22 protein-coding genes and 1 pseudogene are annotated in these 26,896 nt (G+C 42.6%); 18 read left to right on the plus strand and 5 right to left on the minus strand.

What is annotated here, in order from left to right; translation table 11 throughout:
* Positions 1-16: 16 nt before the first annotated feature.
* The 7 genes from cysC (at position 17) to UQ64_RS07780 (ending at position 7,511) form a co-directional block, all read left to right on the plus strand.
* On the plus strand, positions 17-559 hold the full coding sequence (gene cysC / locus UQ64_RS07750; protein ID WP_280818174.1) for an adenylyl-sulfate kinase: 543 nt from the start codon (positions 17-19) through the stop codon (positions 557-559).
* 144 nt (positions 560-703) lie between these two features.
* A complete protein-coding gene (locus UQ64_RS07755; protein WP_245237879.1) occupies positions 704-2,758 on the plus strand; it encodes an AraC family transcriptional regulator in 2,055 nt (684 codons plus the stop codon).
* A gap of 108 nt (positions 2,759-2,866) precedes the next feature.
* Positions 2,867-3,871, plus strand: a complete 1,005-nt coding sequence (locus tag UQ64_RS07760; RefSeq protein WP_060623260.1) for a FecCD family ABC transporter permease — start codon at positions 2,867-2,869, stop codon at positions 3,869-3,871.
* The gene (locus UQ64_RS07765) at positions 3,864-4,865 is read left to right on the plus strand and encodes a FecCD family ABC transporter permease (RefSeq protein WP_082651020.1); all 1,002 of its coding nucleotides are present in this window, start codon (positions 3,864-3,866) and stop codon (positions 4,863-4,865) included. Before UQ64_RS07760 ends, UQ64_RS07765 begins: the two co-directional genes overlap by 8 nt.
* Before the next feature lie 40 nt (positions 4,866-4,905).
* Entirely contained in the window at positions 4,906-5,967 is a 1,062-nt protein-coding gene (locus UQ64_RS07770; RefSeq protein ID WP_060622878.1) for an NAD(P)/FAD-dependent oxidoreductase, read from the plus strand.
* A 110-nt stretch (positions 5,968-6,077) separates the two neighbouring features.
* A complete protein-coding gene (locus UQ64_RS07775) occupies positions 6,078-6,857 on the plus strand; it encodes an SDR family oxidoreductase (RefSeq protein WP_060622879.1) in 780 nt (259 codons plus the stop codon).
* 177 nt (positions 6,858-7,034) lie between these two features.
* Positions 7,035-7,511 (plus strand): GNAT family N-acetyltransferase, encoded by a 477-nt coding sequence (locus UQ64_RS07780; RefSeq protein WP_060622880.1) that lies wholly within the window; start codon positions 7,035-7,037, stop codon positions 7,509-7,511.
* A gap of 205 nt (positions 7,512-7,716) precedes the next feature.
* Here UQ64_RS07780 and UQ64_RS07785 read toward each other — a convergent pair whose 3' ends face one another.
* Both UQ64_RS07785 and UQ64_RS07790 read right to left on the minus strand, forming a co-directional pair.
* Entirely contained in the window at positions 7,717-8,076 is a 360-nt protein-coding gene (locus UQ64_RS07785) for a VOC family protein (RefSeq protein WP_060622881.1), read from the minus strand.
* Between the two features lie 318 nt (positions 8,077-8,394).
* Complete coding sequence (locus UQ64_RS07790; RefSeq protein WP_342447577.1) at positions 8,395-9,219, minus strand: helix-turn-helix domain-containing protein; 825 nt, start codon at positions 9,217-9,219, stop codon at positions 8,395-8,397.
* 124 nt (positions 9,220-9,343) lie between these two features.
* Between UQ64_RS07790 and UQ64_RS07795 the strand changes: the two genes are divergently transcribed.
* From UQ64_RS07795 to UQ64_RS32015, 5 genes and pseudogenes are all read left to right on the plus strand, one after another.
* Complete coding sequence (locus UQ64_RS07795) at positions 9,344-10,048, plus strand: class I SAM-dependent methyltransferase (protein ID WP_060622882.1); 705 nt, start codon at positions 9,344-9,346, stop codon at positions 10,046-10,048.
* 19 nt (positions 10,049-10,067) lie between these two features.
* Positions 10,068-10,816, plus strand: a pseudogene (locus tag UQ64_RS32010) (DUF4184 family protein).
* Between the two features lie 1,109 nt (positions 10,817-11,925).
* Positions 11,926-13,113 carry an ATP-binding protein gene (locus UQ64_RS07810; protein ID WP_245237880.1) on the plus strand — a complete coding sequence of 396 codons (1,188 nt, stop codon included), beginning with the start codon at positions 11,926-11,928 and terminating at the stop codon, positions 13,111-13,113.
* Positions 13,114-13,297: 184 nt separating this feature from the next.
* Positions 13,298-13,630: a DUF421 domain-containing protein gene (locus tag UQ64_RS07815; RefSeq protein ID WP_245237881.1), complete on the plus strand. Its 333-nt coding sequence runs from the start codon at positions 13,298-13,300 to the stop codon at positions 13,628-13,630.
* Positions 13,627-13,749, plus strand: a complete 123-nt coding sequence (locus UQ64_RS32015) for a hypothetical protein (protein ID WP_245237882.1) — start codon at positions 13,627-13,629, stop codon at positions 13,747-13,749. The genes UQ64_RS07815 and UQ64_RS32015 overlap by 4 nt, the downstream gene beginning before the upstream one ends.
* Positions 13,750-13,874: 125 nt before the next feature.
* On the opposite strand, the gene UQ64_RS07820 is transcribed toward UQ64_RS32015, so the two are convergent.
* The gene (locus UQ64_RS07820; RefSeq protein ID WP_060622886.1) at positions 13,875-15,284 is read right to left on the minus strand and encodes an MDR family MFS transporter; all 1,410 of its coding nucleotides are present in this window, start codon (positions 15,282-15,284) and stop codon (positions 13,875-13,877) included.
* An 88-nt stretch (positions 15,285-15,372) separates the two neighbouring features.
* A complete protein-coding gene (locus UQ64_RS07825; protein WP_060622887.1) occupies positions 15,373-15,798 on the minus strand; it encodes a MarR family winged helix-turn-helix transcriptional regulator in 426 nt (141 codons plus the stop codon).
* Between the two features lie 284 nt (positions 15,799-16,082).
* On the opposite strand from UQ64_RS07825, the gene UQ64_RS07830 reads away from it, so the two are divergent.
* On the plus strand, positions 16,083-17,327 hold the full coding sequence (locus tag UQ64_RS07830) for a stalk domain-containing protein (RefSeq protein ID WP_060622888.1): 1,245 nt from the start codon (positions 16,083-16,085) through the stop codon (positions 17,325-17,327).
* A 221-nt stretch (positions 17,328-17,548) separates the two neighbouring features.
* Here the strand turns inward: UQ64_RS07830 and UQ64_RS07835 are convergent, their stop codons facing one another.
* Entirely contained in the window at positions 17,549-18,169 is a 621-nt protein-coding gene (locus UQ64_RS07835) for an undecaprenyl-diphosphate phosphatase (protein ID WP_425339576.1), read from the minus strand.
* 155 nt (positions 18,170-18,324) lie between these two features.
* Here UQ64_RS07835 and UQ64_RS07840 point away from each other — a divergent pair, with 155 nt between their 5' ends.
* The 5 genes from UQ64_RS07840 to UQ64_RS07860 all read left to right on the plus strand — a co-directional run bounded on the left by UQ64_RS07840 (position 18,325) and on the right by UQ64_RS07860 (position 26,843).
* The gene (locus tag UQ64_RS07840) at positions 18,325-18,876 is read left to right on the plus strand and encodes a GNAT family N-acetyltransferase (protein WP_245237883.1); all 552 of its coding nucleotides are present in this window, start codon (positions 18,325-18,327) and stop codon (positions 18,874-18,876) included.
* Between the two features lie 161 nt (positions 18,877-19,037).
* Positions 19,038-20,102, plus strand: coding sequence for a Wadjet anti-phage system protein JetD domain-containing protein (locus UQ64_RS07845; RefSeq protein ID WP_209445733.1), 1,065 nt, complete (start codon positions 19,038-19,040; stop codon positions 20,100-20,102).
* Positions 20,099-21,604, plus strand: coding sequence for a hypothetical protein (locus tag UQ64_RS07850; RefSeq protein WP_060622891.1), 1,506 nt, complete (start codon positions 20,099-20,101; stop codon positions 21,602-21,604). Before UQ64_RS07845 ends, UQ64_RS07850 begins: the two co-directional genes overlap by 4 nt.
* Positions 21,605-21,616: 12 nt before the next feature.
* Positions 21,617-22,375 (plus strand): DUF6063 family protein, encoded by a 759-nt coding sequence (locus UQ64_RS07855; RefSeq protein ID WP_060622892.1) that lies wholly within the window; start codon positions 21,617-21,619, stop codon positions 22,373-22,375.
* On the plus strand, positions 22,362-26,843 hold the full coding sequence (locus UQ64_RS07860; protein ID WP_060622893.1) for a coiled-coil domain-containing protein: 4,482 nt from the start codon (positions 22,362-22,364) through the stop codon (positions 26,841-26,843). The genes UQ64_RS07855 and UQ64_RS07860 overlap by 14 nt, the downstream gene beginning before the upstream one ends.
* Positions 26,844-26,896 lie beyond the last annotated feature (53 nt).

The following is a 26,896-nucleotide window of genomic DNA, read 5'->3' on the forward strand; positions in this document are numbered from 1 at the left end:
ACAAAGTATTTTAACAATAGAATCTAGCAGGAAGAGGTACGTATCTATGAATCAAATGATATGGCTAACTGGACTATCGGGTTCAGGTAAATCTACGCTTGCAGAGGAACTGAAAAATCACATTGAGAATTGCTACATTCTGGACGGTGATACATTGAGGAGAGGTATTAATCAGGATCTTCAATTTAGCGAAAAAGATCGATTGGAGGTCGGCAGAAGAATTGGTGAGATTGGTAAGATTCTGCTTGATGCGAACCTGAATGTGATCGTTGCCTCGATCTCTCCATATCGCTCCACACGTGATAAGGTCCGTTCTCTCATAGGGGATTCCTACAAGGAAGTTTATGTTCAATGCCCTTTGGAAGTATGTGAGGAGAGAGATCCGAAAGGTCTATATAAACAAGCAAGAGCCGGACAAATCAAGCATTTTACGGGTATTGATTCTCCATATGAAGAGCCTATTTGCCCGGATGTGATCGTAGAGACAGACAAGTTTTCGTTAGATGAATGCGTGTCGAAGATCCTTCAACACATATCAGCTATGTCATCCAGAACGTAGCTGGAGGGGGCACATGGGATTTGCGCGGAGCTTATCGAAATGATTTATATAAAATGACGAGCTAACCAATCAACGGTTACTCGTTTTTTTTTACGCCCCATTGCCAATAACGCTGCTGGAAAAATTATGCCAATATTATTGTAAATGATAATCATTATCATATATGATGGAGGTATAATCTCTCCAAATGGAGTGAAAGAGAAGGGGGAGAGTAAAACGGTGACATTGAATAATCAAGCTTTGCTATGGAATCAGGCATTTATCAAAATCATAGATATACGACATACAAGAATGGAACAAGGCGAGGAGCTGCATGCGTATAGAATGCCCTCAAGCGTCTTCTTATATGTGACTAAAGGTAGTGCACAGCTTCAACTGGACGGGATCTCTCACCTCGTCAGTCGTTTTTCCTTGCTCCATGGGGGTAAGGGTATCTACCTTGATATTACGGCAGATGAGCTGCTGGAATACTATATTATTTTGTATAAAGCGGTGCTAGCACTACCATCCCGTCAAGAAACGATCAAGCTGATGGAGCAGCACAATCCGTTTCAAATGCAATATGTATTTAAGCCCCATTATCCGATCTCAGTCTTCCATCATGTTACCTCCATGAGTAAGGAATGGCATCGTTCGAATCTATTGGATAAGCTTCAAGTTAAAGCGATATTTTATCAAATGGTTTATGAAATTCTAGAACAGATGGAACGCCAGAATATTATAGCTGTCAAGCCTGATTTGGTGGCCCAAGCGGTTCGTTATATTCATGAACGCTATCGGGAGCCGATAACGCTTGAGACGTTGCTTGAACACCTTAGTTGCAGCTCTAGACAGCTACTGCGCGCCTTTAAGAAGCAAGTGAGAACGAGCCCGATCGATTATTTGATTCAATTACGGATGAGCAAAGCGAAGCATTTGCTTCTTTCCACAGACTTCACTCTGAAGGAAATTGCCGACAGCGTTGGCTATACGGACAGCTATTATTTCAGTCGGATATTCAAGAAATACGAGGGGGTTTCTCCCACTAGCTTTAAAGAAGCTGCGTTGCAACAGGAGCAACGTCGAAATAATCCATCCGTCGTGTTCAGATCTCCCATTGTTGCTAGAAGACAGCAACGTTATATTGGTAATGAGTTTGAGAATCATTATCAATATAAAAGAGAAGGGGAAATACTGATGTATCGTAAGTCAAGAACAACAATGGCAGCAACCTTATTATTTTGTTTCGTTCTCTTTTTGAGTGCATGCTCGGCAGGGGGAACGAATGTCACACCGACAAACAGCAGTACATCTACAAATAATGTAGCAACTTCTGCAAGTCCTGCTGCAAGCACGTCGACGGATGTAAGCAATGACACAAGAGTAATTAAGCATGCGATGGGGGAAGAAACGCTCACCGGCGCCCCTGAACGTGTTGTTATATTGACCAATGAAGGAACAGAGGCACTTTTGGCACTGGGCATCAAACCGGTCGGAGCCGTTCAGTCTTGGATTGGCGACCCTTGGTACGACCATATCAAGAAAGACATGGAAGGCGTTACAGTTGTGGGAGACGAGCTTCAGCCGAATATTGAATTGATCGCGAGCCTTAAGCCGGATCTGATTATTGGGAATAAGGTCAGACAAGAGAAAATCTACGACCAATTAAAGCAGATAGCTCCAACGATATTCTCCGATGATCTGGCCGGAGATTGGAAAATTAATTTCAAGCTCTACTCCGAAGCTTTAAACAAGCAGGAGGAAGGAGAGCAGGCGATGGCGGACTTCGATAAACGAGTTGAGGAAGTCAAAGCGAAGCTTGGTAGCAAAGCAGATACTAAAGTATCGGTGGTTCGCTTCTCCGCAAAACAAGTGCGCATTTATCAGAAACAAACGTTCTCCGGCGTGCTCTTGAGCCAATTAGGAATTGCACGGCCTGAGTCGCAGAATAAAGACTCCTTTATCGAAGTTATGACCAAAGAGACGATCCCTAGTATGGACGGCGATGTGCTCTTCTACTTCGTGTCGGAGACTCCGGGCAAGGACGATGCATCGAAGGTCGTGGAAGAATGGAAAAAAGATCCCCTGTTCCAAAATTTGAACGTTGCTAAGAACAACAAGGTGATTCAAGTCGATGAAGCGATCTGGAACTCGGCAGGCGGATATGAAGCAGCCAATCTGCTGCTGGACGAACTCGTTAAATACTTTGATGTGAAATAATAATGGCGTATCGAATCAACAAGCTGACGCTGTATTCGCGTCAGCTTGTTGATGATTCCGGCAGTCTAGTTGTTAGGACTGCCAATGAATAGGAGGCTCGGTGCAGACATGAATGGTTCTTTCCTAAGCAAGAGAAAGCTCGCCGGCCTAGTTGTCGGCTCGATTCTACTTCTAATATGTATGTTATGCAGTGTATTGTACGGTCTTCATCAATTCGGATTAAAGGACCTATGGTTGGCTTACAGTCAATTCAACGGTTCCAACGAACATCTTATTCTGACGAGAGTTCGTGTTCCTCGAACCTTGATTGCGGCACTGGTGGGGGCAAGTTTAGCTGTAGCCGGGGCGATTATGCAGGTTCTGACAAGAAATCCGTTGGCTTCGCCCTCTGTCTTCGGTGTAAATGCGGGCGCTGTACTATTTATTGTCATCGGGCTACTAGCATTCGGCTCCTCGTTAACGATGAGCGGTATGGTCTGGCTTGCTTTTGCAGGTGCGGTCGCAACATCGGTGGTCGTCTATATGCTTGGCTTGCAAGGAGGGGGATTCGAGCCGGTAAAGCTAACCTTGGCCGGCGCTTGCATGGCAGCTTTCGCTTCTTCTATTACTTCCGGCATTATTCTTATTAATAAACAGTCGTTAGAATCTGCCCTATTCTGGATGATCGGCTCTGTGGAAGGAAGAAATCTGGAGCATTTGCTGATGGTGCTACCTTATATGGCAATAGGAATGACGATCTCACTACTACTCGCAGGCTCGTTAAATATTATGGCAATTGGAGACGATAGTGCGAAGAGCTTGGGACAGCGTCTGACGCTGGTCCGCGTGCTATCGGCTACGGCAATTGTACTATTGGCAGGAAGCTCGGTAGCGGCCGCTGGTCCGATTGCTTTCATTGGACTTATTGTCCCCCACTTATGCAGATACATCGTTGGGCATGATTTCAGATGGTTGCTTCCTTATACCGCATTAGTTGGAGCGATCCTTTTGGTGACTGCGGATTTAGCATCGCGTTTTATTCTGGAATCCAAAGAAGTTCCGGTTGGCGTCGCAACGGCGATTATCGGAGTTCCCTTTCTGATCCATGTGGCTAGGAGGAAACAGCATGCTTAAACCGCGTAGAGCAAAGTATACGATCTTGTTGTTTATAGGTTTAACTTGTGTCGTTGCTGCCTTGTCGCTGCTTAGTTTATCAGTTGGGGGAGTTAGCGTTCCATTAAAAGAGGTATTTGCTTCTCTTGCCGGGCGAAACAGGGAAGCCAGCAATCTGATCATTATGCAGTTCCGTCTGCCTCGAATAGCAGCCGCTATTCTCATTGGTGCAGCATTGGCTGTAGCTGGTGCGCTATTGCAGGGCGTTATTCGCAATCCGCTTGCTTCACCCGATCTTCTGGGTGTAACCGGGGGGGCATCGGTAGCTGTGGTTGCCTTTATGACTTTCGTGACCGGTTACAGTATCCACTGGGTACCGTTCATTGCCATCGGTGGCGCGTTGGTTGCGACCACCATTAATTACGTATTTGCTTGGAAGAAAGGCGTGTCGCCGTTTCGGCTGGTGCTGATCGGTATTGGCATTTCTACCGCAATGGGTGCGCTCACTACGTTCCTGCTAATTAGCGGACCGGCTTATTTGGCTGCTCAAGTGCTGAATTGGATGACGGGAAGCATCTACGGCACTAATTGGAGCTATATTGAAGTGCTGTGGCCGTGGGTAGCGATATTCATTCCTTTATCGCTACTGCTCGCGAAGGAATTAAATGTGCAATCCTTAGGTGAGGATGTCGCTCGCGGGCTTGGAAGCAGGCTTCAGCTAAGCCGGATGATTCTCTTGTTTTATAGCGTTGCACTTGCCGGTGCTGCAGTTGGCGTAGCCGGGACGATATCGTTCATCGGATTAATGGCACCGCATATCGCCAGAATGCTTGTCGGAAATTCTTACAAGCTGATCATTCCGGTATCCGCGTTTATAGGTGCGATCATTCTACTGTTGGCGGATTTGGCAGGAAGAATGCTTTTTCAGCCGCTAGATGTTCCGGCAGGCGTATTCACAGCAGGCATTGGAGCTCCTTTTTTCATGTATCTGCTGTTTAAGCGCAAGAAGATTTAGATCTCCTTTCGAGGCGATCGAGAACAGAGGGAGGCAAAGAATGACTCAGGCATTGGAGCTTTTTGACGTAACCATAATCGGTGGAGGGCCCGCGGGCTTGTATGCTGCCTTTTATAGTGGAATGCGCGACTTGAAGACGAAGCTGATTGAGGCAAGAGAGGAACTCGGAGGAAGGACGTTAATGTATCCGGAGAAGATCGTCTGGGATGTCGGGGGCATGGCTCCTGCTCGTGCCGCTCAACTGACAAAGCTCATGATCCAGCAAGCGCAAACCTTTGATCCGACCATTGTGCTAGGTCAACAAATTACCGGGTTGGAGAGATTGGCTGATGGCACGATGCGCATAACGTCTGCAACCGGGAAGCAGCATTGGAGTCAGACGCTGATTCTAGCCATAGGGCATGGCGCGCTAAAACTTGCTAAACTTAACCTCTCCGGAGCGGAGAATTATGAAAAGGAAAATCTCCATTACACAATTACAGAATTGGCAATCTTTCGCGATAAAAGAGTGTTAATCTCCGGAGGCGGGGATTCAGCTGTCGATTGGGCTAATGAACTAGTGAGAATCGCTTCATCTGTTACGCTTGTGCACCGCCGGGAGCACTTTAATGGTCTGGAGCGGAATGTGAGGCGGATGAAGGCATCAGGCGTTAAAGTTCTTACGCCATATGCCATTACGGATTTATACGGGAATGGCAATCGCCTTGATGCTGTTTCAATCGCTCCATTAAATGCGGACGGGGAATGGACGGACGAGACAGTACAGGAGCGTCATGCGGTGGACGCCGTCTTAATTAATCATGGGCTACGTGGGGATCTAGGTCCTATTGTAGATTGGGGATTAGCGAGAGAGGATTGGAATTTTAATGCTGATGAGAAGCTGGCAACTAATCTTCCGGGTGTGTACGTGGCTGGAGATACGGCAAATTACGGCAGCAAGCTGTATCTTATTGCTGGAGCTTTTACGGACGCTGCTTTAGCCGTGAATAGTGCTATGCTGTATATCAAGCCGGATGCGCCAACAAGAGCGCAGGTTTCTTCGCATCACAGCAAGTTTGATGATAAGAACAGGGCGTTCGAACTTGTAGAGGAACGAAGCTGAAGGAAGGGATTCACACCATTTTCCTTATAGTATAAGTTTGTTGAATCTGCTAATGTCTATGTATTCCTACCTGTCTATCCTTCTAATTATGATCGGAGGTGTTATTACAGATGAACTCATTGAAAAATAAAATAGCAATCGTTACTGGAGCAAGCAGATCCACAGGAATCGGTACAGCAATATGCCGTTCTCTTGCAAGCCAGGGGGTAGATATTTTCTTTACGCATTGGCATCCTTTTGATGAAACAGAAGGGAATGGTGGAGAAAAGGAATGGCCAGAGCAACTTTGTACAGAACTGAAAAGCATGGGAGTCAGGGCAAGTCATATGGAAGCGGATTTTGCCAATCCTGAAGTCTCGATAAAGATTATGGATCAGGTAGAAGAGTCATTAGGAAATGCTTCGATTTTGATTAACAATGCGGCTTATTGCGTGCCCACGAATTATCAGAACCTGAGTATCACTTTGTTAGATCAACACTATGTAGTGAACAATCGTGGCACAGTTTTACTTAGCACAGAGTTTGCCAAGAGATTCGAAAAGAATCATTCAAAGGGGACTCCAGGTAGAATTATCTTTATGGTGTCAAAAGGACCTGATCCTGATAACCTAGCTTATATAATGACGAAGGGGGCACTAATCGGATTGATTGAACCTCTTTCGGTTGGTTTAGCTCCGCTAAATATCACAGTCAATGGTTTTGATCCGGGACCTACAGATTCCGGTTGGATAACGGAAGAGATGAAAACTCATTTTTTGCCTATGTTTCCAATGGGGAGAATCGGGTTGCCAGAAGATGCAGCTAGAGGCATTAGTTTCTTAGCGAGTGATGATTCGCAGTGGATTACGGGACAAGTGATAAAATCTGAAGGTGGATTTCTAGGAAAATAAAAAAATGCAATACGATAGCAAATTTTCATTAGATGTGACAACAAATAATACTTCAACCTGGCTACCAATTGATGGGTAGTCTTTTTATGCTTATAGACAGAATTTCACAACAAAACATGGAAATTGATGATATAATATCCAAACTCAATAATTTAGATATGAAGGGAGAAGCCCAGCATGATTACCCTCAGAAAGATCACACTAGAAAACAGACGTGCCATTTTTAACCTGGAAGTCTCGGACGATCAACGTCGCTTCGTTGCATCCAATTTGTCAAGTATGGCTTCGTGTTATGTCCTTGTAACTAATAGTGGTCATCCATTTCCGTTTGCGATTTACGCAGATGAAGAGCCGGTTGGTTTTGTGATGTTGACATATGGAATCACTGGATATGAAGTTCCATCATTCGTAAATGATAGCTATTGTATCCTGCGACTAATGATTGACAAACGATATCAGAATCAGGGCTACGGCCGAGAAGCCATGACAAGAATTTTGGAATTTATCCGCACTTTCCCGGCTGGCCCAGCACAATATTGCTGGATTTCTTATAAGGCTGACAATTTGCCTGCTAAAAGGCTTTATGAAAGCTTCGGTTTCCGTGACAGCGGCGAAATTATTGAAGACGAGCTTACAACCGTATTGCGACTTTGATTTGCTTTATACTTGGAGATTTCGAACCGTTTCGTGAAATTATCGTTACTTTGAAGCAGTATCAAATCACAAAACACGTTACTTTGAAGCAGTATTAAATCACAATTCACGTATCGGAGATGGAACTGGCTCCCATGTATTGATCGATGTCTCATAGCAATGAGAGAAACCGCTACTCGAAAATGCAAGTAACGGTTTATACTAATTATCTATATTCCAACAGTTCAATTACATTGCCAAACGGATCTACAATGGCGCTATAGATGCCTGGGGGACACTCGCGAGGTTCATCGTATAGCACTTTGATACCAAGCTGCTTATATTGCTGAATGGAAGCGACTAGGTCCTCGACTTGGAGTCCAATTACAACTTGTGATTCTCTTGGATACTGAACTTGAGTAGTGAGCTCCACTTGACAGAGTACAATCGGGATAGGTTCGTGCTTCAAGCTAACAAGGCAATCATCATATTGGGTGGAGATTTCGAATCCTAATTTATTACAATAGAAATCAATAGCAACAGTCATATCAGCTATGTTAATAGAAATAACACTGATGTTAGGCATACAATTATTCCTCCAATAGGTTAGAATACGTGCACAATCAAGGGAGAAGATCCTTAACATTCCTTGATCAGCCTTAAGCTTGCTCTTAAGACTTGAAAATATCTGCTAGCTCGTATTTCCCGCCTTCCTTCAAATCGACTAATACTTCTAGTGCAAACCATTACGATAGACGGACTGTTTCAATCCATGCCTTCATAACCAACTCTAGGTTACTTTTAACTTCGATTTGTGATACAAGACTAATCTGGTCACCTCTTCTCAGGGAGATTACTGTCAATTGAATTTAAGTATATGTGATTAATCAGCTTGTAAAGTCTTCTAGTTTGCTCGCTTTCGGTTAAATTTCTCAAACAATAACAGCGGTAAATTAACGACGATTGGTGGATCATACGGGAGCGGATCTCTTAAGAGGATGTGTACGTGCAACTTCGTTGTAATATTCACTTCAACAGGTTCATCAAATTTCCCTCGCAAACATGTATCTAACTTAAAATAGTCAACAGGATTACGACTCCATGGAATACCTGCTGTAAGTATGTAATACGTACCAGGTGAGATATCAGTAAATATGCATTCGCGATTGCGCATATTGAGCGCAGTACCGACGATGGGTTTCTGATCGGGAATGGGGCGTGGAAATAAACCTACAAATAATAGACCGCGAAAATCCGGTGGTGTCTCTAGCTGACAGTGAATGCACATTCGTGGTGAGGATGGCAATGATGTATCTGATGTTAAGGGTGTGTGTTCATATTGATTCATATGGGAGAATAATTCAGACGAAGTGGCTGCAAACTTCTTAGGTGATAGGCCGACGAATTGCTTGAACCGATGATGGAAGGAGCCGGCACTTCGGAAGCCTATCGAGAGCATAATCTTCGTTAACAACGAAGGTTGTTTCAGCAGCGCTTGTTTACCAGATTCCATCCGCAAGGCGGACAAGTATTGGCGTGGTGAAATACCTGTTGCTTTCTTAAATATTCTAGTGAAGTGATAGGCGCTATAACCAACTAGATGAGCGAGTTGCTCTGAAGTTACTTCTTCATCAAGATGCTCCTTCATGTATTGAATAGCTAGCTCCGTCGCGTGGATATAGCTATGATGTGGTAGATGAGTAGGCTCTACGTTAACCATCTCCTTCATTATCATAGGGGGTTCATAGTGTGTAATATTAAAAAATCCTATATATGTAGTATTTTAGGGCTTTGTCTAAAGCAGTACAAATGCTTAGGTGAAAATATGTAATAAGGAAAGCTCGAGGTGTGATATGGACAGAGTAGCGAATATAAGAACTGAAGAGAAGAGATATCATGACTTGTGTTACGATAGTTATAATTTGTTCGAGCCAGGTTCCTGGCTACATAGACCCGTAAAGACGGTAATCGATCTATTAGAAGAATACAGAGATCAAGAATATTTAAGTGTATTAGATTTAGGAGCTGGGATTGGTAGGAATAGTATCCCCATAGCGGAATCCATGAAAAATAGAAATGGGAAGGTAGTTTGTGTTGATTTATTGGAGTCGGCCATAGAAAAATTGGAAGGTTATAGTCGAAAATTTGGAGTCGAACCATTTATTGTAACAAGATTATCTGACATTGAACATTTCATTATCGATCAAGAGGAATATGATATTATCTTAGCTGTATCTGCCTTGGAACATGTGAGTTCGGTAAAGGCGCTGGAAAGTAAGCTTAACGAAATGATTATTGGAACTAAAAGAAATGGAATCAATTGCATTATTATCGGATCGAACATACAAGAGGTAAACCTTGGAAATGGACAAGAACTAGACCCGATGTTTGAAGTGAATATACCTACAGAAAGAATGATGGATTTATTAGTTCAGCAGTACACTGGATGGGAAGTTAAACAACGATTTGTAAAACAAATAGAATATGAAATTGATAGAAAAGGCCAACCCGTAAAACTGATAACAGATTGTATAACCTTTGTTGCTAAAAAAATATAATAAACACTAGGAGATGGTTATGCCTTTTACCTTTGCTCACCCTATTTTTGCCCTTCCTTTTAAATATGTGAAACCAAAATACTTTAGTGTTACCGGTCTAATACTAGGAAGTATGTCGCCTGATTTTGAATATTTTATTATGCTTGAGCCCTATCAAAGTATAGGGCATTCTGTAAGAGGATTATTGTTGCAGGCGATTCATCTTTGTGTGATCCTTGCACTAATTTTCCATTTTATAGTTAAGGAGAGTTTAGTATTGCATCTTCCTTCGAACTATAATATTGATCAACGAGCATATAATACCTTGAGCAGGTGGGGCTTGAAATCTACAGGCTGGATAGTGTTTATCATATCCGTGATTATTGGTTTCTTAACTCATGTGTTCATCGACGGGTTTACGCATTTTAATGTTATTTTGTGGAGCGATATTCCCCTCTAAGAGATTTAATGATTTATAATTTGCCTCTTTATAAAATATTTCAGCATTCTTTTTCGGTATCCGGATTACTCTTGCTAACCTGGATGATAATTAGTTCTTTGTATCGACACCATGAAACGGTAACGACAATGCCAACAGTAACAACAAAACAAAAAGTTATTTTCTGGACATCAGTAGTTGTTGTAGCGATAGCAGTAACCAGTATGAAGTTACTTTTTAGTTCGAGCAGGAATATAATTGGTGTTCTTGTGGTTTCGCCTATTACAGGGGGATGTTTAGGAATATTACTTGTATCTATCATAATAAGAGGTTTACAAAAGACAAAATAATCATAATTCGTTAAATAAATTACGAGTAAGAATATCATCGCATCATTAAAGCATCCATTGGATGTATTTTGCAATAATAGAATTTATAAAAATTCGAGACTGCGGAGAAATGTGAAACAAATTCAATGGATGGTCCTATATTCAACTGCTGGCCATGGGGAGCCCAGTTTTTAATTAAGCACACGCCTCTTTGGGATGTATAACGGACCGAGTGGACCTTATATCCTCCGAAATGCATGTTTTAGTCGAGCTTACGGACAAATGTATACGAAAAACCGAATACAATGTGCCGCCGGTAACGTAAACGAGCCAAATGTATGCGAAAAATCGAATACAATGTGCCGCCAGTAACGTAAACGAGCCAAATGTATGCGAAAAATCGAATACTATGTGCCGCCGGTAACGTAAACGAGCCAACTGTATGCGAAAAACCAATACAATGTGCCGCCGGTAACGTAAACGAGCCAAATGTATGCGAAAAATCGAATACAATGTGCCGTCGGTAACGTAAACGAGCCAAATGTATGCGAAAAACCGAATACAATGTGCCGCCGGTAACGTAAACGAGCCAAATGTATGCGAAAAACCGAATACAATGTGCCGCCAGTAACGTAAACGAGCCAAATGTATGCGAAAAACCGAATATAATGAGCCGCCAGTAACGTAAACGAGCCAAATGTATGCGAAAAACCGAACACAATGTGCCGCCGGTAACGTAAACGAGCCAGTGCCGTTATTCGCCCTGATTCACCCGGAATGGGCTTGTTATTAGGGAATAAGTGCAATACGGTCCGTCCCTAATATATGTGCTTATTTCATCGAAATAAAGGCTATACGGTTCGTAAGCGGAACCTCACACGGATACGAGTATGGAATTACGGATGTACTCAGCTTGTAACTCTACCTCCAAGGACGCCGTCAGGTGCTTTTTTTTATTATTTGAAAAATGGTTGAGAAATACATAGTTAATAAGGGGAACTTTACTTATAATATTACTTTAGCGTATTTTTCCAGTACGCTGTCTTTTAAGTAACACTAGGCTGAAAGGAAGTTATCCCTTGTTTGAGACTTTGCTTTTGAATTTTTTGTTTATATTGTTTCCGATCTTAATGTTTCTAATTTTCTTTGAGAATCGAGCTTTTGCCTACAATAGTAAGATTCTAGTTCTACTGTCGGCAGTGACTATGTGTTTATGTATAGCCAAACCATTTAAACTCGATATTGGCTTTATTTTTGATTTGAGATATGTTCCGTTTATTATTGTGAGTCTTTTTGGTGGATACAAGAACGTTCTCCCGCTATATATCCTTTTAAATATCTATCGATTTTATGTGGGTGGAGAGGGTACGTTACAATCCTTTCTTTTTGCCACTTCAATCCTGATTCTGGTCCCTCTATATAGTAAAAGGTTCTTAAAACTTGATTCGAAAGGTCGCATCATCGCGGCAACGATAATTTCTTTTCTGACGATGGGATTTTACCTAATTATATTAGGGTTCACACAAGGGACTTTAAATAGGGAATATTGGATTCTCACCTTAAATGCCTTTACGACGCATGTCGGGGTGATGAGTATCAATATGATTTTAATAGAAAAGATTATTACTAATATTAAGAATCGCGACCGAATTATGCAATCTGAAAGACTAAATGTCGTTAGCGAGTTAGCGGCTAGTGTATCACATGAAATAAGAAATCCACTTACAGTGACCAGTGGCTTTTTGCAGTTGTTGAATAAATCCAAGTCGATCACCCGAGAGGAAAAACAATACGTAGAGTTATCTTTGCTAGAACTACAGAGAGCTGAAAAAATCGTGAGTGACTATCTCTCTTTTGCCAAACCACAGTCCGAAAATATGATTTATTCTAATATGAAGGCGGAGTCAGAATATACTAAAAATATCATCATGCCTTATGCCACTATGCACAAGGTAGAGGTCAGATTTAGCTTTAATAATTCATTAAAAAAAAGTTATGACCGGAACCAAATACAGCAATGTTTAATTAATCTATATAAAAACGGAATTGAAGCGATGAGGGACACAGAAGGCGGAACGCTATTTATCGATATATTTGAAAAAAAGCAAAATATAATGATCAGTATAAAGGATAACGGAGTCGGCATGACTAAGGATGAAATATCGCGTCTCGGTAAGCCGTATTATTCTACTAAAGCAGAAGGGACAGGACTGGGGATGCTTATGGTCTATAGTACCATTGATAAGGTGAAAGGAAGCATTGAAGTCGATAGTGAAAAAGGAAAAGGAACAACGTTTCTAATTACCATCCCTACTTAAGCGAGAACATGCCACAGTACACCTACAGTTATAATGTTTATACTCTAATAGGAAAGTGTAATACCTTTCATGAATGGATTTTGTGTGAAAAGGCCACGAGCCTATGTGAATCCATTAGGAGGTGCAGCTGCTATGGAGGTTTTTATAACTAATAGGTGTCAAACTGATCATCAGCTTCTTTGGTTTGTGGATCATTACCTTTATTACCGGCCGCAAGACGCTTAGCCAATTGACACCACTCGACTTCTTGTCATCATTGATTTTAAGTGAAATTGTAGGTAATACGATATACGATGATGAGGTGAAGATCTGGCAGCTGCTGTTTGCTCTATCCATCTGGACCGCTTTGTCTTATTTGTTTGAAAAGGCGACTACCCATTTTGTGAAGTTCGGGAACATGGCTGAAGGTCGGACAGTGTTGCTAATCGACGATGGTAAAGTCAGTCTTCTTCTTTTTCCATTACAATTATTGATAAAGGTAGGTTGCTGGAAGATTCCATGCGTGGCCGGCCAATGAATAAGATACAGATTCAGGAATGGGTCAGGGCGCAAGGCTATAAATGCGTGGAAGATATTGCTTATGCTGAATACAAGGAAGACGGATCACTCTATATCATACCTAAAAACAAATCATAAATCTTGTGATAATAATAAGTAAAGCAGGCGTATGGATACAGAATTTATTCATCATATGCAAATCAAAATTGATTAAAATATAGACAGCGGACAGCTCATGTCCACTGTCTTTTTTTTGATTACAATTAATAAACTCTAATACGCTTCACAAATAACGATAAAATCAATCCGATACCTGCAATTGCTGCGATAAATAAGTATGCATGTGTAATTCCAGCGGTTAAAATTTCAGGCTGTGCAGCAGTTGGATGTGTGTTAGCGAATCTTGTTTGTCCGTTAGACATTAGCGTAACAGCGAACGTTGTACCAAGAGCACCTGCTATTTGTTGAAGTGTATTCATGACAGCAGCACCATCCGGATAGTATTTCACGGGTAACTGATTTAAGCCATTGGTTTGTGCGGGCATAATGACCATTGCTAATCCGATAAACATTGCGCAGTGTATTAAAATAAAGGTCAGGTTACTGGTTTCAGTAGAGTTGCTTGTAAACAGAAAACCTGCAATTGTTGCGATGGAGAATCCAAGCGGCAGCAATAATCTTGGACCGAATTTGTCGAATATTCTACCCGTAACTGGAGCCATAGCTCCGTTAATCACACTGCCTGGAAGGAGCAGAATTCCTGCAGCTGTGGCTGATAACAATAAACCTCCTTTTAAATATAAGGGTAATAAAAGGGCAGAGGATAAAATGATCATCATTCCAAAAAAGACCATAACAAGACCTATTGTAAACATCGGATATTTAAACACTCGTAAATTCAGCATTGGCGTTTCCAACTTAAACTGTCGTAATACAAACAGGATTAAGCTGATGATACCAACGATAAGAGGCAGATAAACAATGATTTCACTTATAGAATGATCAGCGATGTTACTAAAACCAAATACGATTCCACCAAATCCAAAAGTAGAAAGCAGGATGGATAGAATATCAATTTTAGGTTTTGAAATATCGGCTACATTTTTGATGAATGTTAATCCGAATCCAAATGTAAATAATAATAAAGGTAAGCTTATCCAAAAGATAAATTCCCAGCCCAAATGATCCACGATCAAACCAGATAAAGTTGGCCCGATGGCCGGTGCACACATAATCACTAGTCCCATCATCCCCATGACGGTTCCACGTTTATGTGCTGGGAAAATAATTAGAATAATGTTCGTCATTAGGGGGAGCAATAAACCAGTTCCCAAGGCTTGCACTAAACGCGCAATTAATAACGAGGTGAAATTAGGCGAGAGGGCAGCAATTAATGTTCCGACGATAGATAATATCAAGGAAGCTGTGAATAATTGTCTAGTGGTAAACCATTGCATTAATAAGGCGGATATAGGAACGAGGATTCCTAATACAAGTAAATATCCTGTGGTTAGCCATTGAACCGTGGAGGCGTTGATTGAAAATTCATCCATTAAGTTGGTAAAAGCCATATTTAAGGCGGTTTCACTAAATAGCCCGACGAATGCACCTAGCATAAGCGAGAAGGCCATAAGGGCGGGACGTCTAACTTGAACAGTTGCTGTTGATTCCATGATAGGGATAAACCTCTTTTCAGAAATAGATTCGTATTATTGTTGTGGAATAGATTGATATGTCAACTATAGGGCAGAGAAAATGCATTTATGCATCTCTTACATTATCCTGCACACGAGTTAACAAAGTCTTTAGTGTTGAATAATCCGCAGGAGATAATCCAGTCGCGATAATTTCGTTTAATTGGAGGGTCACCTCATTTATAGTAGTCTCTAATTTTCTGCCTTCTTCTGTTACAAATACATTTACTGAACGACGATCCTGTCTACTTGTTACTTTATGAATGTAACCTTTGTTCTCTAAGCTAGCGATCATCCGGGCAACACTGGCTTTGTCTTTCCCAAGTTTATTAGCAATCTCATTCTGAGATAAACCTTCTTTCTCAAGCAACAAAGCCATAAGTAAATGTTGTTCAGGAGCAAGTCGAACAGGGGCAAGCAATTTTGTTAAATAATTGGCTATTTCTAAATGCAAATCTCGAATAACTAATCCTAGCGGGTCTTTGGAATCCATATGATCTCTCCTAATTAAAATATAGATGATATATCAACGTTTTGGTTTTGTTAATATTAACATAAAGTAACTAATACAAGTCAAGTTAAAGCATAATTAAGTTATGGAGAAGATATAGAGATGGCCAAGCCGCTCTATAATGAAATACGCCTCTGATTGTGTGTCTAACCATTGAGATGAAGTTCATTTACGGGGTGGTTTGTTTTGTGTTTTTGGCCTGCTTTACAGAAACCTTTCTAGATAAATGTCGTCTAACAAGATATGGAAATTTGAGGAGGGGAACTATGCGAAATAAATGGATACTTATAGGCGTCTTGCTACTTATGGCAATCACTCCATTGATTGTTGTCACAAAGGTACAAGCCGCAAAAGTATTGTTTGACGGGACTACTAGCGCGGAGCAACTAAAAGCACTAGCTTCGATTAATAAATTTCGGCAACAAATGGGGTTGGACGAAGTGAAACTTGATCCTGACCTCGTTAAGGCGGCGATTAATCATGCTCGCTACGCTAATGCTAATTATACGATAAAGTCTGAAGGCGATTTATCTATAGAAGTGAAAGGTCGTGAGTTCTTTACCCAACAAACGCCTAAAGAGAGAGTGTTAACATCGGGTTTTAGCGGAGAAGTACCGGAGATTATGGAAACCGTGTATATGAAAGAGCGGGCCTATGATGAATTTGATATGGCCTCGGAGATTAGCGAGTTAGCTGTTATGCATGATCGCAGGGAAGTGATGCTGACCCCGGCAGTTGCCTCTATTGGCATTGCAAGAGTTGGAAAGTCTACCGTAATTGTGGGTGCTTTGAAGTCAGAAGGCGTAATGACTACACCAGCGACTGCGAGCGTATTTCCTTATGATGGAATGACGCGTGTGTGGTCAGGCAACATTTACAAAATGAATGCACAGCAGTTAATTCAAGGAGAAGCTACAACACTTACGGTCTTTAGTAGTCTTCGGGATGTATCGGACATAAAGGCTGAACTGAGCACACAAGCAGGTAACCGGCACATTATTATCCCGCTTAATGTGAAGAGACTCAATTCTGGTTACGGGTATGTACTAACAGCGCAACGTCAGTTGAGGGGTGATCGGGAGTATACGGCGGAGGTTACATTTCAATCTGGTGGCGAAACGCTAGTGAAAAAGTGGAACTTTAAGACAAGCCCATTCCTGTATCAGTTGAACATTGATGATATGCCACTTCTATCAGCACCACCGCTTAACATTGTAAATGGTATTTCAGAAGTACCCATGCGTTATCTCTTTGAGTTATTTGGAGCCAGGGTAGAATGGAACAAGGCAACTCGTACGATTACCTCTGAAAAAAATGGACTTTCTCTGAAGATGACCATCGACGATCATAAAGCCTACATTAATGGACAAGCTGTGCAGATGAATAGCCCACCCCATCTATACGGTTATGCGACTTATGTTCCCCTCCGATTTATATCCGAAACGTTCGGATATGACGTAGAATACGATCCGATCGAACGTTCGGTGGACATTTGGACAGGTCTATTATGAATATAAATAATCTATTTTTCCACATTCTATATTTCCGTTGCTCAGTTTTCTGGCATTGCTTTTGGGATTACCTTTATCGTTTCAGCCATATTCTCACCGATTTGGGGGCTGGCGGCGGACAAGTTCGAACGGAAACTTTGGCTTTAAAATAGGATGAAAAACCCTCATGCTCTCTGTAATCCCAGAGATTGTCATGAGGGCTTTTGTTTGAAATCATGTACTTACATGAAGATAAGGAGTAGTATCCCAGCCAAGAAGCAGTAATAAGAGAAGTACTTCAAATTACCCTTAGCCATAATCCCCATAAACCAGCGCATAGAGAAATACGTGACGATTAGTGTAGTGATAAATGCAATTAAGTAAGGAATTGCTAGTTGCGCTCGGTTCGGGTCACCGGCAATATCAGATGCACCCATAACAAGTCCGCCCAGACTGATCGGAATATACAGCATAAAAGAAAAGCGTAAAGCAGTTTCTTGCTTCATTCCCACAGCGATGGAAGAGATGACCGTTGCGCCTGAGCGACTTATCCCAGGAATAAGAGCTACTGCTTGGGCAAGTCCGACTATGACTGCATCCTTCGCTTTTAAGTCCCCATCTTGTTTACGGCCGCGTAGATTACGAATTAAGCATAAAGCAACCCCGGTTACCAGCAAGGCGATGGACACGGTGTGTACTGACGAGAAGATCTCCTCAATTTGGTCCTTAAAGAACAAGGCTACGATAACCGCAGGCATGGTGCCAATGATAATGTACAAAGAGAACATGAAATCTGACTTATATTCCTCTTTGCGGGTCAGAATAAATTGAACTTGACTACACAAGTTATAATATTCTTGAATGGCTCGTTCACTAACCGAGCCTATCACGAAAGTAAACTAAATGAGGTGGAACTATTTGTAGTTCATTAATTAAAATTCATCGGCAGGACATTCCGAAAGCAGCCAGCGTTCTGGCAGAAGCCTTCGCAAAGGATGATCCACTGTATCAGCATATTTTGCCTGATGAATCAACCAGACTTCGCGTACTAAATATTTTTTTTCATCGTTATATTGAGATGTTGTATCCTTATTCGGATTTACTAACGACGTCATCTAATTATGAAGCCGTCGCCTTGGTGTTTCATTCGGAGCGTCAGACGGGGACTTTGATTTCGAACATCAACTATATGAAACGAATTGGGCTTGCGATTCTCAAGTGTTTACCGATTTGCCGAATCATTGGTGTGCGAGGGTTCATTCGAGGATTATCCATTTTACGCAGTATGAGCTCCTTATGGTTATCAATGTTTGGAGATCAGAAGTATATGCATTTGGATATGCTTGTAGTGCAAGAACGTTACCGTGGGCAAGGATATGTATCAAAGATTATGATGCCGCTGCTCGCCGAGTGCCGCGAGAAGAATGCATTATGCACGTTAGAGACACAGACGCCAAGTAATCTTCCCATCTATGAGCATTATCAGTTCCACACGGTTAAGGTTATCCCTTTACCAAATAGTACACTAGAGCAGTATTGCATGGCATGTACTCCAGATTCTGCAAAGTAGAAATACATGGATAGAATCTATTATTTTATTTAACAAAAAATAGCCTAACCATCGAAGGATTGATATAATAGAAACATATATTCGCGTACTTCAGAACCCTATACGGATGTATACGGGTTTTATTTTTATTTGGTGAGGGTGATCGTTTGAGATCGATTCTTATGAATGCGTTAGAGAAAAAGTTTGGCGCTGTCCGTACAGGGAGAAGTAAAGTAGAACTTGATAAGCTGGAAAAAGAAATCATTAGAACTGCTTATGAAACACCGGCAGAATATGAATTGTTAGGCGGAGGGTTTCGTGTTCTAGCGGTCGCTATAACCGAGCTTGTGGCTGAGGGTTACCTAGAACCGATGAAATCCAGTCCGATGAGCTATAAACAACCTTCTATACCTACATCTTATTGGTTATCTAAGAGTGCCTCGGCTCAAGCGAGGTGGGATCCTTCAGCTGTGTTAAGGGTGCAAGATTTGCTAGATCTTCATTATTACTTGATACGTCCTGAAACTCAGACGCAAGAGCTTTGGAGCCGGATAGAGCGGGTTTCTAATTTTTTGCGTACAGTGAAGGATCGCGAGATGATTACCATAGAAGAAAGGTCACTGGAATTGTTTGGTCAAGAGAAATGGCTCTCTGATCCTGAAGGAAAACAATTTCTTACTAGAGTGAAACTAACACTGGAAAGCCTAAAATGTGTAAATGCACGGGAACCGTTTATTTATTACGTCAAGCCAGCAGTAACTGTACGGAACATTCTTATTGTTGAGAATAAATCATTTTTCCACTCAGCTAAACGATTAATGCTTAATGAAATGATGATTTGTGGTTTATCATTGGACATGCTAATTTACGGTGAAGGTTGGAAGATCGATAGTAGCTTGCTCTTACTGGAGGAACTGAACATTGATCCACTTCAAACCACCCTATTATATGTCGGAGATATGGATAAAGCAGGCTGGGAAATTTACGGTAAACTGAAAGTCAGTTATCCGAATTTGAATCTCCGACTGGCGCTTCCAATTTATGAACAGATGATGAAGCTGACAGAGGAGCCGTATACATATAAAGTTCCGCAGACTTGTAACCCGGAGCATCTGTACAACGTAGTGCAAGAACTCTCAAGCAACTTGGAACTGCTGGCATATATCGAACGATTACTGAAAGAGGACTTAAGGGTTCCACAGGAAGTTTTAAATTACGAAGTGATGGCGAGGATGGCAGAAAGATGAATTGGTCGGATTTTGGCGAACGAAATAAACGATTGAATCCCCTATGGAATCTGGGGGCTGGGATGAACCTTGGCGAGATCCAACCGTACAAAGAAATGGTTTCTTTAAGCATCTTGTTGCAAGTCTATTATTTGGAGCTAGAATCCAATGAGAGAAGATCCAAGGAAGATATTATAGCCCTGACTTGGACTGCATTGGAACGCTTCAATATCGCGAATCTCGGGACTAACGAATCTGTAGAACGTTTAGTGGACGGCCTGCTCTGGAGCGGAAATGGTGGAGATTTCGAATCCTATTATTATGATGATGCCGCTCGGCAAATGTCTGTGCAGAAATATAAGTATTTCATGGTGGATGAGGATGCGACCCGCAGTAGCTGGGAAGAGAGTGGCAGAACAATCTATCGACTCTCTGAATATGCCATGGAGCTTATTTTTATGAGTCATGAGATTATTGAAGAGTTCCAGATCAGCATCAAGCTGCTCGAGATTCAGATGCATATTAAGCATGGCCGTGTAACAAGGGCGCTTCAGGATGTGAATGAGCTTATCTCCCGGGTCCGGAAGATGACCCATGAGCAGCAGGAATACCGGAATGCATTGCGCCGTAACCCGAAGCATATTTTTAGTGAATTTGGAGTGGCTCGGCATCAGCGACTCGAAGAAATTCATCAGCAGTTCGATGAAGAACGTAAGCATTTTGATAATATTCATCGTTCTTTGGCCCGGTTAGCCAATGACGAGAAAGATGTGATCGACTTCAATGAGATTCGTATTCTTTCTGAGCGTGTGGAGCTCTCTAGGCGTGTACATGATGAGCTGGCTGAGGTAGTCTTGAATATTTTTGAGGTGGAGACTAATTTAAGATTGAACTTCCCTGAATTATTTTGGGGAGCTGCAGGCTTTAACTTCCGTACTCATATTTGGGAGGAATGGGTTAAAGAAGAGGGTCTCCCAAGCGGCGACAGCCTTGAACTTCTACTCAGCGGATTGTTCGCTCCGAATCAGGATTTTGTTTATCCACTTCCCTGGGCTTGGGAGGAGCAAGAGGTTGGCTTTATCCCGGATGTTGTGATGGATGAACTTGAAGATGAGATAGATGCTGAGACCATTCAATATATTCCTAAAGGTATACCATGGGCGGAAGTCGTTGAACTGTGGAAGCCTGTGTTCTATGCGCTAGCCCGGCGGGGAAGATTTACGTTTACTGCAGAAGCTTTTACCGCAGAGGAATTAACCCGTTGGGCACGCACACCGGATGCTATTGATCTATGGGTGCAGTTTTTTCAATCAGAGATTACAGTACAAGAACAGGCTCCAGAGAACAGCAACGGATCCGACGAATGCCAGTTGCTAATCCGGTATGTACTTGCGGATGATCCTCAACTGGAGAGCCTGCGCGGTAAGCTGCTACATACGAGCATTGCTCCAGAACTAACCCCAAGAGTACGCTGGTCTGGTCTGGATATGAGTCCATATACTATTACGATCGTGGAGAGGTGAGAGGTTACTAGCATGAGTTATACATTAGAACAGGTACAGCTAGCTTCACGGCTATTTTTTGAATTACTTCGTAAAAAAGTAATCCCTCTCGATGATCCTGCGGCTGCTGAATGCCTGCAGGATGCAGGAACATATGATGCGCTTCAATATGTTGCCAAGGAGGCAGGCTGCCGAGTGATGAATTCCGGACACCGTCTCCATTTGTTAGTCAATCCACTCGGGTCAGTGTTCGCCACCAACTTTACCCAGTTGAAGAATAAATACTCACGGATTGAGCGCAAAACTCATTTACATATCATTAATATCATCATCCTTGTATTTCTGGCCGAGATGGATCAGGATGAGACTCACTTTAAGTCCGGGCAGGACAGTATGTCCTATATACAGATATCCGATCAGGTGTCGTCACTTTTTCAAGCGTGGATGCAGATGGATGATGAAGGTCGGTTTAGCCAGCAGTGGCGGTTGGATATCCAAGCGATGTCGAAGGTGTGGACTAATCTTTATATGCAAACTAAGAGTCAGGAAGAAAGCGATCTTCTAACAAGAGGCGCAGGCTCACGAATGGGTCTGATTCATGAAGGTATGAAGCTTCTGGAAGAGGAGAAGCTCGTGTTCATCTCGGAGTCAGAGAAGCGGATATTCCCACGGGAAGAGCTTTATGAGAGAATGCGGTATTTATATCATGATGTTGACCGGTATCAGGAATTAAAGAAACTCATCGGACGAACTTTAGCTGAGAAAGACGGTGCTACTAATGCCGCGAATTGAACGCATACGAATTACTGGACTTAAATACGAGAAAATGCTTAAGAAATATGATGATATGATTCTGGACCTTTGTAACGAAGAGGGGCCAGCCAATACGCTTATTACGCTTATGAATGGTGGCGGGAAGGGCGTACTGCTGCAATCCATTTTTCAGTTATTAATGCCCAAAACGCCATGGGGAAAAGACAGCGAGAACCAGGTTGAAGCATTTTTTCATAATCATAAAAAACAACTTAAACCTTATACCTTTCATGTAGCTATCGAATGGCATCTCGACAACAGTGAGCGTAATGAGTATATGACAACTGGTATTGCTATGACGGCACATAACTCGCTGGATCAGCAGGATATTAAAGTGGATTACCTACTGTACGCACTTACGGATTACGGAGAAGCGTCTGAACTTACCCTTTCGACGTTGCCACTCTTTGATGAAGAGAATGCTGAACCTACGAGTTTTGAAACAATCCAGCAATTTATACGAGATCGGCGGGGAGAAATTGTACCTTTCGGCAGCCATAGCTCGGATTTAAAAAGATATTATGATTTCCTGGCAACTCGGGATATCCATATCGCCGAGTGGCGCAATATGCGGCGGATCAATGGGGAAGAGGGCGGTATCAAAGGTTATTTTAAAAAGAATGATGCCTTTACCAACCATAACTTGTTCGAAAGGCTGATTATTCCAGAAATCGGCTCCAGTCTGAATGAGGGGCTAAGAGAAGACGACAATACGCTGCAGCGTATGTTTATCGATACGGCGACAGTAGCTCAACGACTGCCAATGCTTGAACAGCGGGAACAAGTCTACACAGAGTTTCTTGGCATGGCTGCACCATTATACGAGCTGGTGAAGCTGGGAGTAGAGGCAGAGAGCGTTGTTCAGGAAACTGAACTGCGTGGACGTCAGATCCATACGGTTATCCATGAAGAGCAGAGAAATGTGGAAGAAGAGCGAAGTAAGGTTGGTAATGAACTGGCTGGTCGTTATCAGGATGCGAAGCAATTGCGATTTGAGACGGACAACCTCAAGTATTTGCGCAGCAAGGAAGAAATGGAACTGAAACAAGAAGAGTTCAAAAAGCTTAGTGATGATCAGAGCCGTGCACGTGGACGGCTGGACGATTCCAAGACTCAGGAGAAAAAGCTTGAAGTGGCTCATTTCTTAGCTAAACGTATGCTCCACACACGACAAATTGAGCAATGGCAGAAAGAAATTCAAGCGATCGAAGGATCTCTGGAGATGAAAGAACGTCAGGAGGTTATTCAGACTGCTAAAGAAAAGCTTCGTAAACAATGGGATGTGGTGTCTAGCCTCTGGCAACAAACGATCAGAGGATTTGGAACAGCGGAGCGAGCACTGACGACTGAAGAAAAAGGTTTACGTAAGGAGCGGGAGAGCTTCCTGCAGGAGTTGGCTGGCCTAGATATTCAGATTAATGAATTAACGTTATCTATCCGGCAATATACAGAAGAGCTAGGCACATTCGCAGCTCAGCATGGTCAGGAGGCTGCCCATACTCCGGCGGCGGCGCTACAACGTACGATTTCAGCTGCCCAAACGATACTTCTGGATATGGAAGCGTTAGAGAAACAGCATAAAGAGGCAGATAACCGAAAGCTGGCACTACATAAGAATCATGCTGAGCTCAGCGAGAAACACCGGTCTTATGAACGAGAGTTAGACGAGCTTGGGGTTGTGCTTGATTCACAGACCTATAAAGAATCGCAGTTATGGTCACAGCTCGTTGTACTACTGGAAATGTATGATGAGCATAATCGTTTAGGAGCTACTGGCCTTTTTGAAGAACAAGAGGCGATTCAAGTACGCTTTATCCGAAAAATGGATGAGGTGGAGCAGCAGACGAAACGTTCCAGACGGGATTACTACAATCAGCTTATGGATGTGGAACTTCAGAACCAATCCTACTGGCTGCCGAATTCAGATATTCTGGCGGTCAAGGATACACTCGATTCGCTTAAGATTCAATCCACACCGGGTAGTTCCTATTTAAATGATCGTCCATATCTTGAACGTGAGGAAGAGCTAGAGCGCCATCCACTTCTTCCTTATAGTCTGATTGTTACCCGGCGCGAAGCTGATAAAATCAAACCGGATTTGCTGAAGGACACACTGCTGCAATCAGCTGTGCCTATCTTTATCCGTGAAGAGATGGTAGCTTCAGATCCGGTATCTTTTAAACTTTTAGCTAACCAGGGGCCACAAATGGTACTGGAGCCAGATCGTTTCTTGAACTTTAAGAGCGGTATTCAGTCGAAGCTAAAAGAGCAAGAACAAGTGCTTCAGGACGCGGAGGCTTATTTATCGAAGTTGAAATCTGTGCGTCAGGAATATGAGCGGTTATACCAAACAGAGAACACTGTGACGATTACAGCCAAACGCAATACACTAATGAAACTGCAGAGTGAACTTCAGCTGAGCATTATCAGTCTGAGCAACGAGATGGATGAGAACGAGAGCACGCTTGCCCGGATCGGTCGCGAACTTATTGAGAATAAGGCGCTTAGTGCAGAGCATGAGCATAGAGCAGCAGCGTTGCAAGTTTGGATTGAACGTACGAAGAAGCATGAGCAGGATCAAAAGGAGAAGAAAAAGTATTCAGATCGTAAGAGTCTGGTGAGCAGGGAGCTGGCGAGTAAAGATCAGCAGCTCGAGCATCTTGAAGCGCAAATGGTAAGCCTTGGCGGTGAACGCGAGAAATGGATGGGAGATGCCAAGTATGCTCTGTTTCCTAGACTACAGCATTGGTTTCCTGAGATTGTGTTTCCGACCTCTCATCAGCTTGCGGATGATATGGAAGCCACACCCATAGATCCCGTAGAGCAGAATCTTCTGTTGCAGCAGCTCAGTACCGTTGAAAGTCTGCAGCAATCGCTGACGGAGAATGAGCTTGAAATTCGAACAAGAGCCGCCCAGATTAAAGCGGCGAGCGAGAATTTAACGGAGCTTGAAGCCAGCCTGAATCAAGTGGATGAGAATTGGCGGAAGGTAACAGAGCCTGCTGAATCTACCGAATCCATTATGGCTGCAAGAAACCGTCAAAAGTCTGAAACATCTTCGCTAGAAGAAGACTATCAGATGGTTCACGACTCTTTCATCCGTTGTCAGACCGAATTGGAGAATTTGCAGAAGGAACTACGCAAGGTAGAGAAAGGAATCAAAGAGAAGCACGAGCGTGCCGTGGAAATTTGGAATGAGCTACTGGAGCAGAAAGAGGCAGACATTCAGGAGCGTTTCCAAGAGAATGAGCTTATGCTTAACCAGTGTAAACGATCTTTGGAACGAATGGATGCGCTCATTCAGACGTTATCCAATCAAATCAAGATCATGAATGCACATATTGAGGATCGGGTCAATCTACGGACTGTGCCAGAAGAATTGATGCTGAACGTAAGAGAAAGCTGCGAGTCTCTGGTTGCTGACTGGCTTCTTCGGATTAAGGATAGCCGGGTTAGACGGGACGAGGTCTCCAGAAAGGTGAAGGAAGAGAAAAATTCATTAACCGGAAAACTTGCCAAAAACGAACGGAATTCTGAACTGGAGACCAAGATACTAGATCGTTTAAATACGGTTCATTGGGATAACTTCGCTATTGCTCAGCAAGTCCTGGATTCGATGTTACGTAGTTCACGCGATCAGATTGAGAGCATTCAAAGCGATAAGGAGGATATGGATCTGTCCCGCAAGATGTGGGTAGCTCGGGCGTCTTATCGTGTAGTACAAATTATTGATATTATGAAGCGAATGGAACGTCGGATGATTATTCATAACGAGAATAACTATGCCTTCCCGCTGGTACGTCTGAATTATAAGAATATCAATGTACCGAGAGCAAGCGATGAGGTAGAGCCGATGGTGAGCGATTATTTCAATCGGTGTATCCAGGAATTGCTCGCAAAATATCCAAAGATTGAACAAGTGCCTACACCTATAATCAAAGAGGTTATTAATGACGGACGAATCGTCTATGCGGCACTTCAGAATCGCTTCCCGATTCTTCAGGTATATAAACCGGTAACGGAAAACTACTTCCTATACGCCGCTCCGGAAGACTATCATTATTCCGACTGGGAGATCATCAATCGGGGAGCGCTGGATGAGGCTGTCGGTAGTGGTGGACAGCGCCAATCTGTACAGCTGCTGGTAGCTATGATGATCATGACGCATAAACGTGTGAATCGTGAGAACAAAGGGTGGACGGTCTTTTTATATGACAATCCATTTGGAGAGATGGTTTCTAATAATGTGCTTGATCCCGTATTTGAAATTTCTAAGGCTCTTAAATTTCAGTGGCTGATTGTTACGCCGCCGGAGCTTGTGAAGAATGACGTTAGCGTTCGCTTTGGTGTGTACTGGCAGCTCTATTTCGGAGGTGTCAAAGGGGATATGCTAGAATCCACCCTAGTCAAGGGAGGAAGAAAGCTCATTCCTAATTCACTTTTTTGACCCTTGTATCCATAATGAAAGAAGCTCTAGTAGCATAATGCTGCTGGAGCTTC

This window comes from Paenibacillus etheri (assembly GCF_001012825.1).
Classification (GTDB): domain Bacteria; phylum Bacillota; class Bacilli; order Paenibacillales; family Paenibacillaceae; genus Paenibacillus_AQ; species Paenibacillus_AQ etheri.

Excerpts from the sequence above, each read along its gene's own strand:
- UQ64_RS07780 (WP_060622880.1), top strand. The coding sequence starts at position 7,035 with ATGATTACCCTCAGAAAGATCACACTAGAAAACAGACGTGCCATTTTT.
- UQ64_RS07765 (WP_082651020.1), top strand. The coding sequence starts at position 3,864 with ATGCTTAAACCGCGTAGAGCAAAGTATACGATCTTGTTGTTTATAGGT.
- UQ64_RS07795 (WP_060622882.1), top strand. The coding sequence starts at position 9,344 with ATGGACAGAGTAGCGAATATAAGAACTGAAGAGAAGAGATATCATGAC.
- UQ64_RS07785 (WP_060622881.1), bottom strand. The coding sequence starts at position 8,076 with ATGCCTAACATCAGTGTTATTTCTATTAACATAGCTGATATGACTGTT.
- UQ64_RS07850 (WP_060622891.1), top strand. The coding sequence starts at position 20,099 with ATGAATTGGTCGGATTTTGGCGAACGAAATAAACGATTGAATCCCCTA.
- UQ64_RS07855 (WP_060622892.1), top strand. The coding sequence starts at position 21,617 with ATGAGTTATACATTAGAACAGGTACAGCTAGCTTCACGGCTATTTTTT.
- UQ64_RS07760 (WP_060623260.1), top strand. The coding sequence starts at position 2,867 with ATGAATGGTTCTTTCCTAAGCAAGAGAAAGCTCGCCGGCCTAGTTGTC.
- UQ64_RS07820 (WP_060622886.1), bottom strand. The coding sequence starts at position 15,284 with ATGGAATCAACAGCAACTGTTCAAGTTAGACGTCCCGCCCTTATGGCC.
- UQ64_RS07810 (WP_245237880.1), top strand. The coding sequence starts at position 11,926 with ATGTTTCTAATTTTCTTTGAGAATCGAGCTTTTGCCTACAATAGTAAG.
- UQ64_RS07860 (WP_060622893.1), top strand. The coding sequence starts at position 22,362 with ATGCCGCGAATTGAACGCATACGAATTACTGGACTTAAATACGAGAAA.
- UQ64_RS07790 (WP_342447577.1), bottom strand. The coding sequence starts at position 9,219 with ATGAAGGAGATGGTTAACGTAGAGCCTACTCATCTACCACATCATAGC.
- UQ64_RS07830 (WP_060622888.1), top strand. The coding sequence starts at position 16,083 with ATGCGAAATAAATGGATACTTATAGGCGTCTTGCTACTTATGGCAATC.
- UQ64_RS07755 (WP_245237879.1), top strand. The coding sequence starts at position 704 with ATGATAATCATTATCATATATGATGGAGGTATAATCTCTCCAAATGGA.
- UQ64_RS07845 (WP_209445733.1), top strand. The coding sequence starts at position 19,038 with ATGAATGCGTTAGAGAAAAAGTTTGGCGCTGTCCGTACAGGGAGAAGT.
- UQ64_RS07775 (WP_060622879.1), top strand. The coding sequence starts at position 6,078 with ATGAACTCATTGAAAAATAAAATAGCAATCGTTACTGGAGCAAGCAGA.
- UQ64_RS32015 (WP_245237882.1), top strand. The coding sequence starts at position 13,627 with ATGAATAAGATACAGATTCAGGAATGGGTCAGGGCGCAAGGCTATAAA.
- UQ64_RS07825 (WP_060622887.1), bottom strand. The coding sequence starts at position 15,798 with ATGGATTCCAAAGACCCGCTAGGATTAGTTATTCGAGATTTGCATTTA.
- UQ64_RS07770 (WP_060622878.1), top strand. The coding sequence starts at position 4,906 with ATGACTCAGGCATTGGAGCTTTTTGACGTAACCATAATCGGTGGAGGG.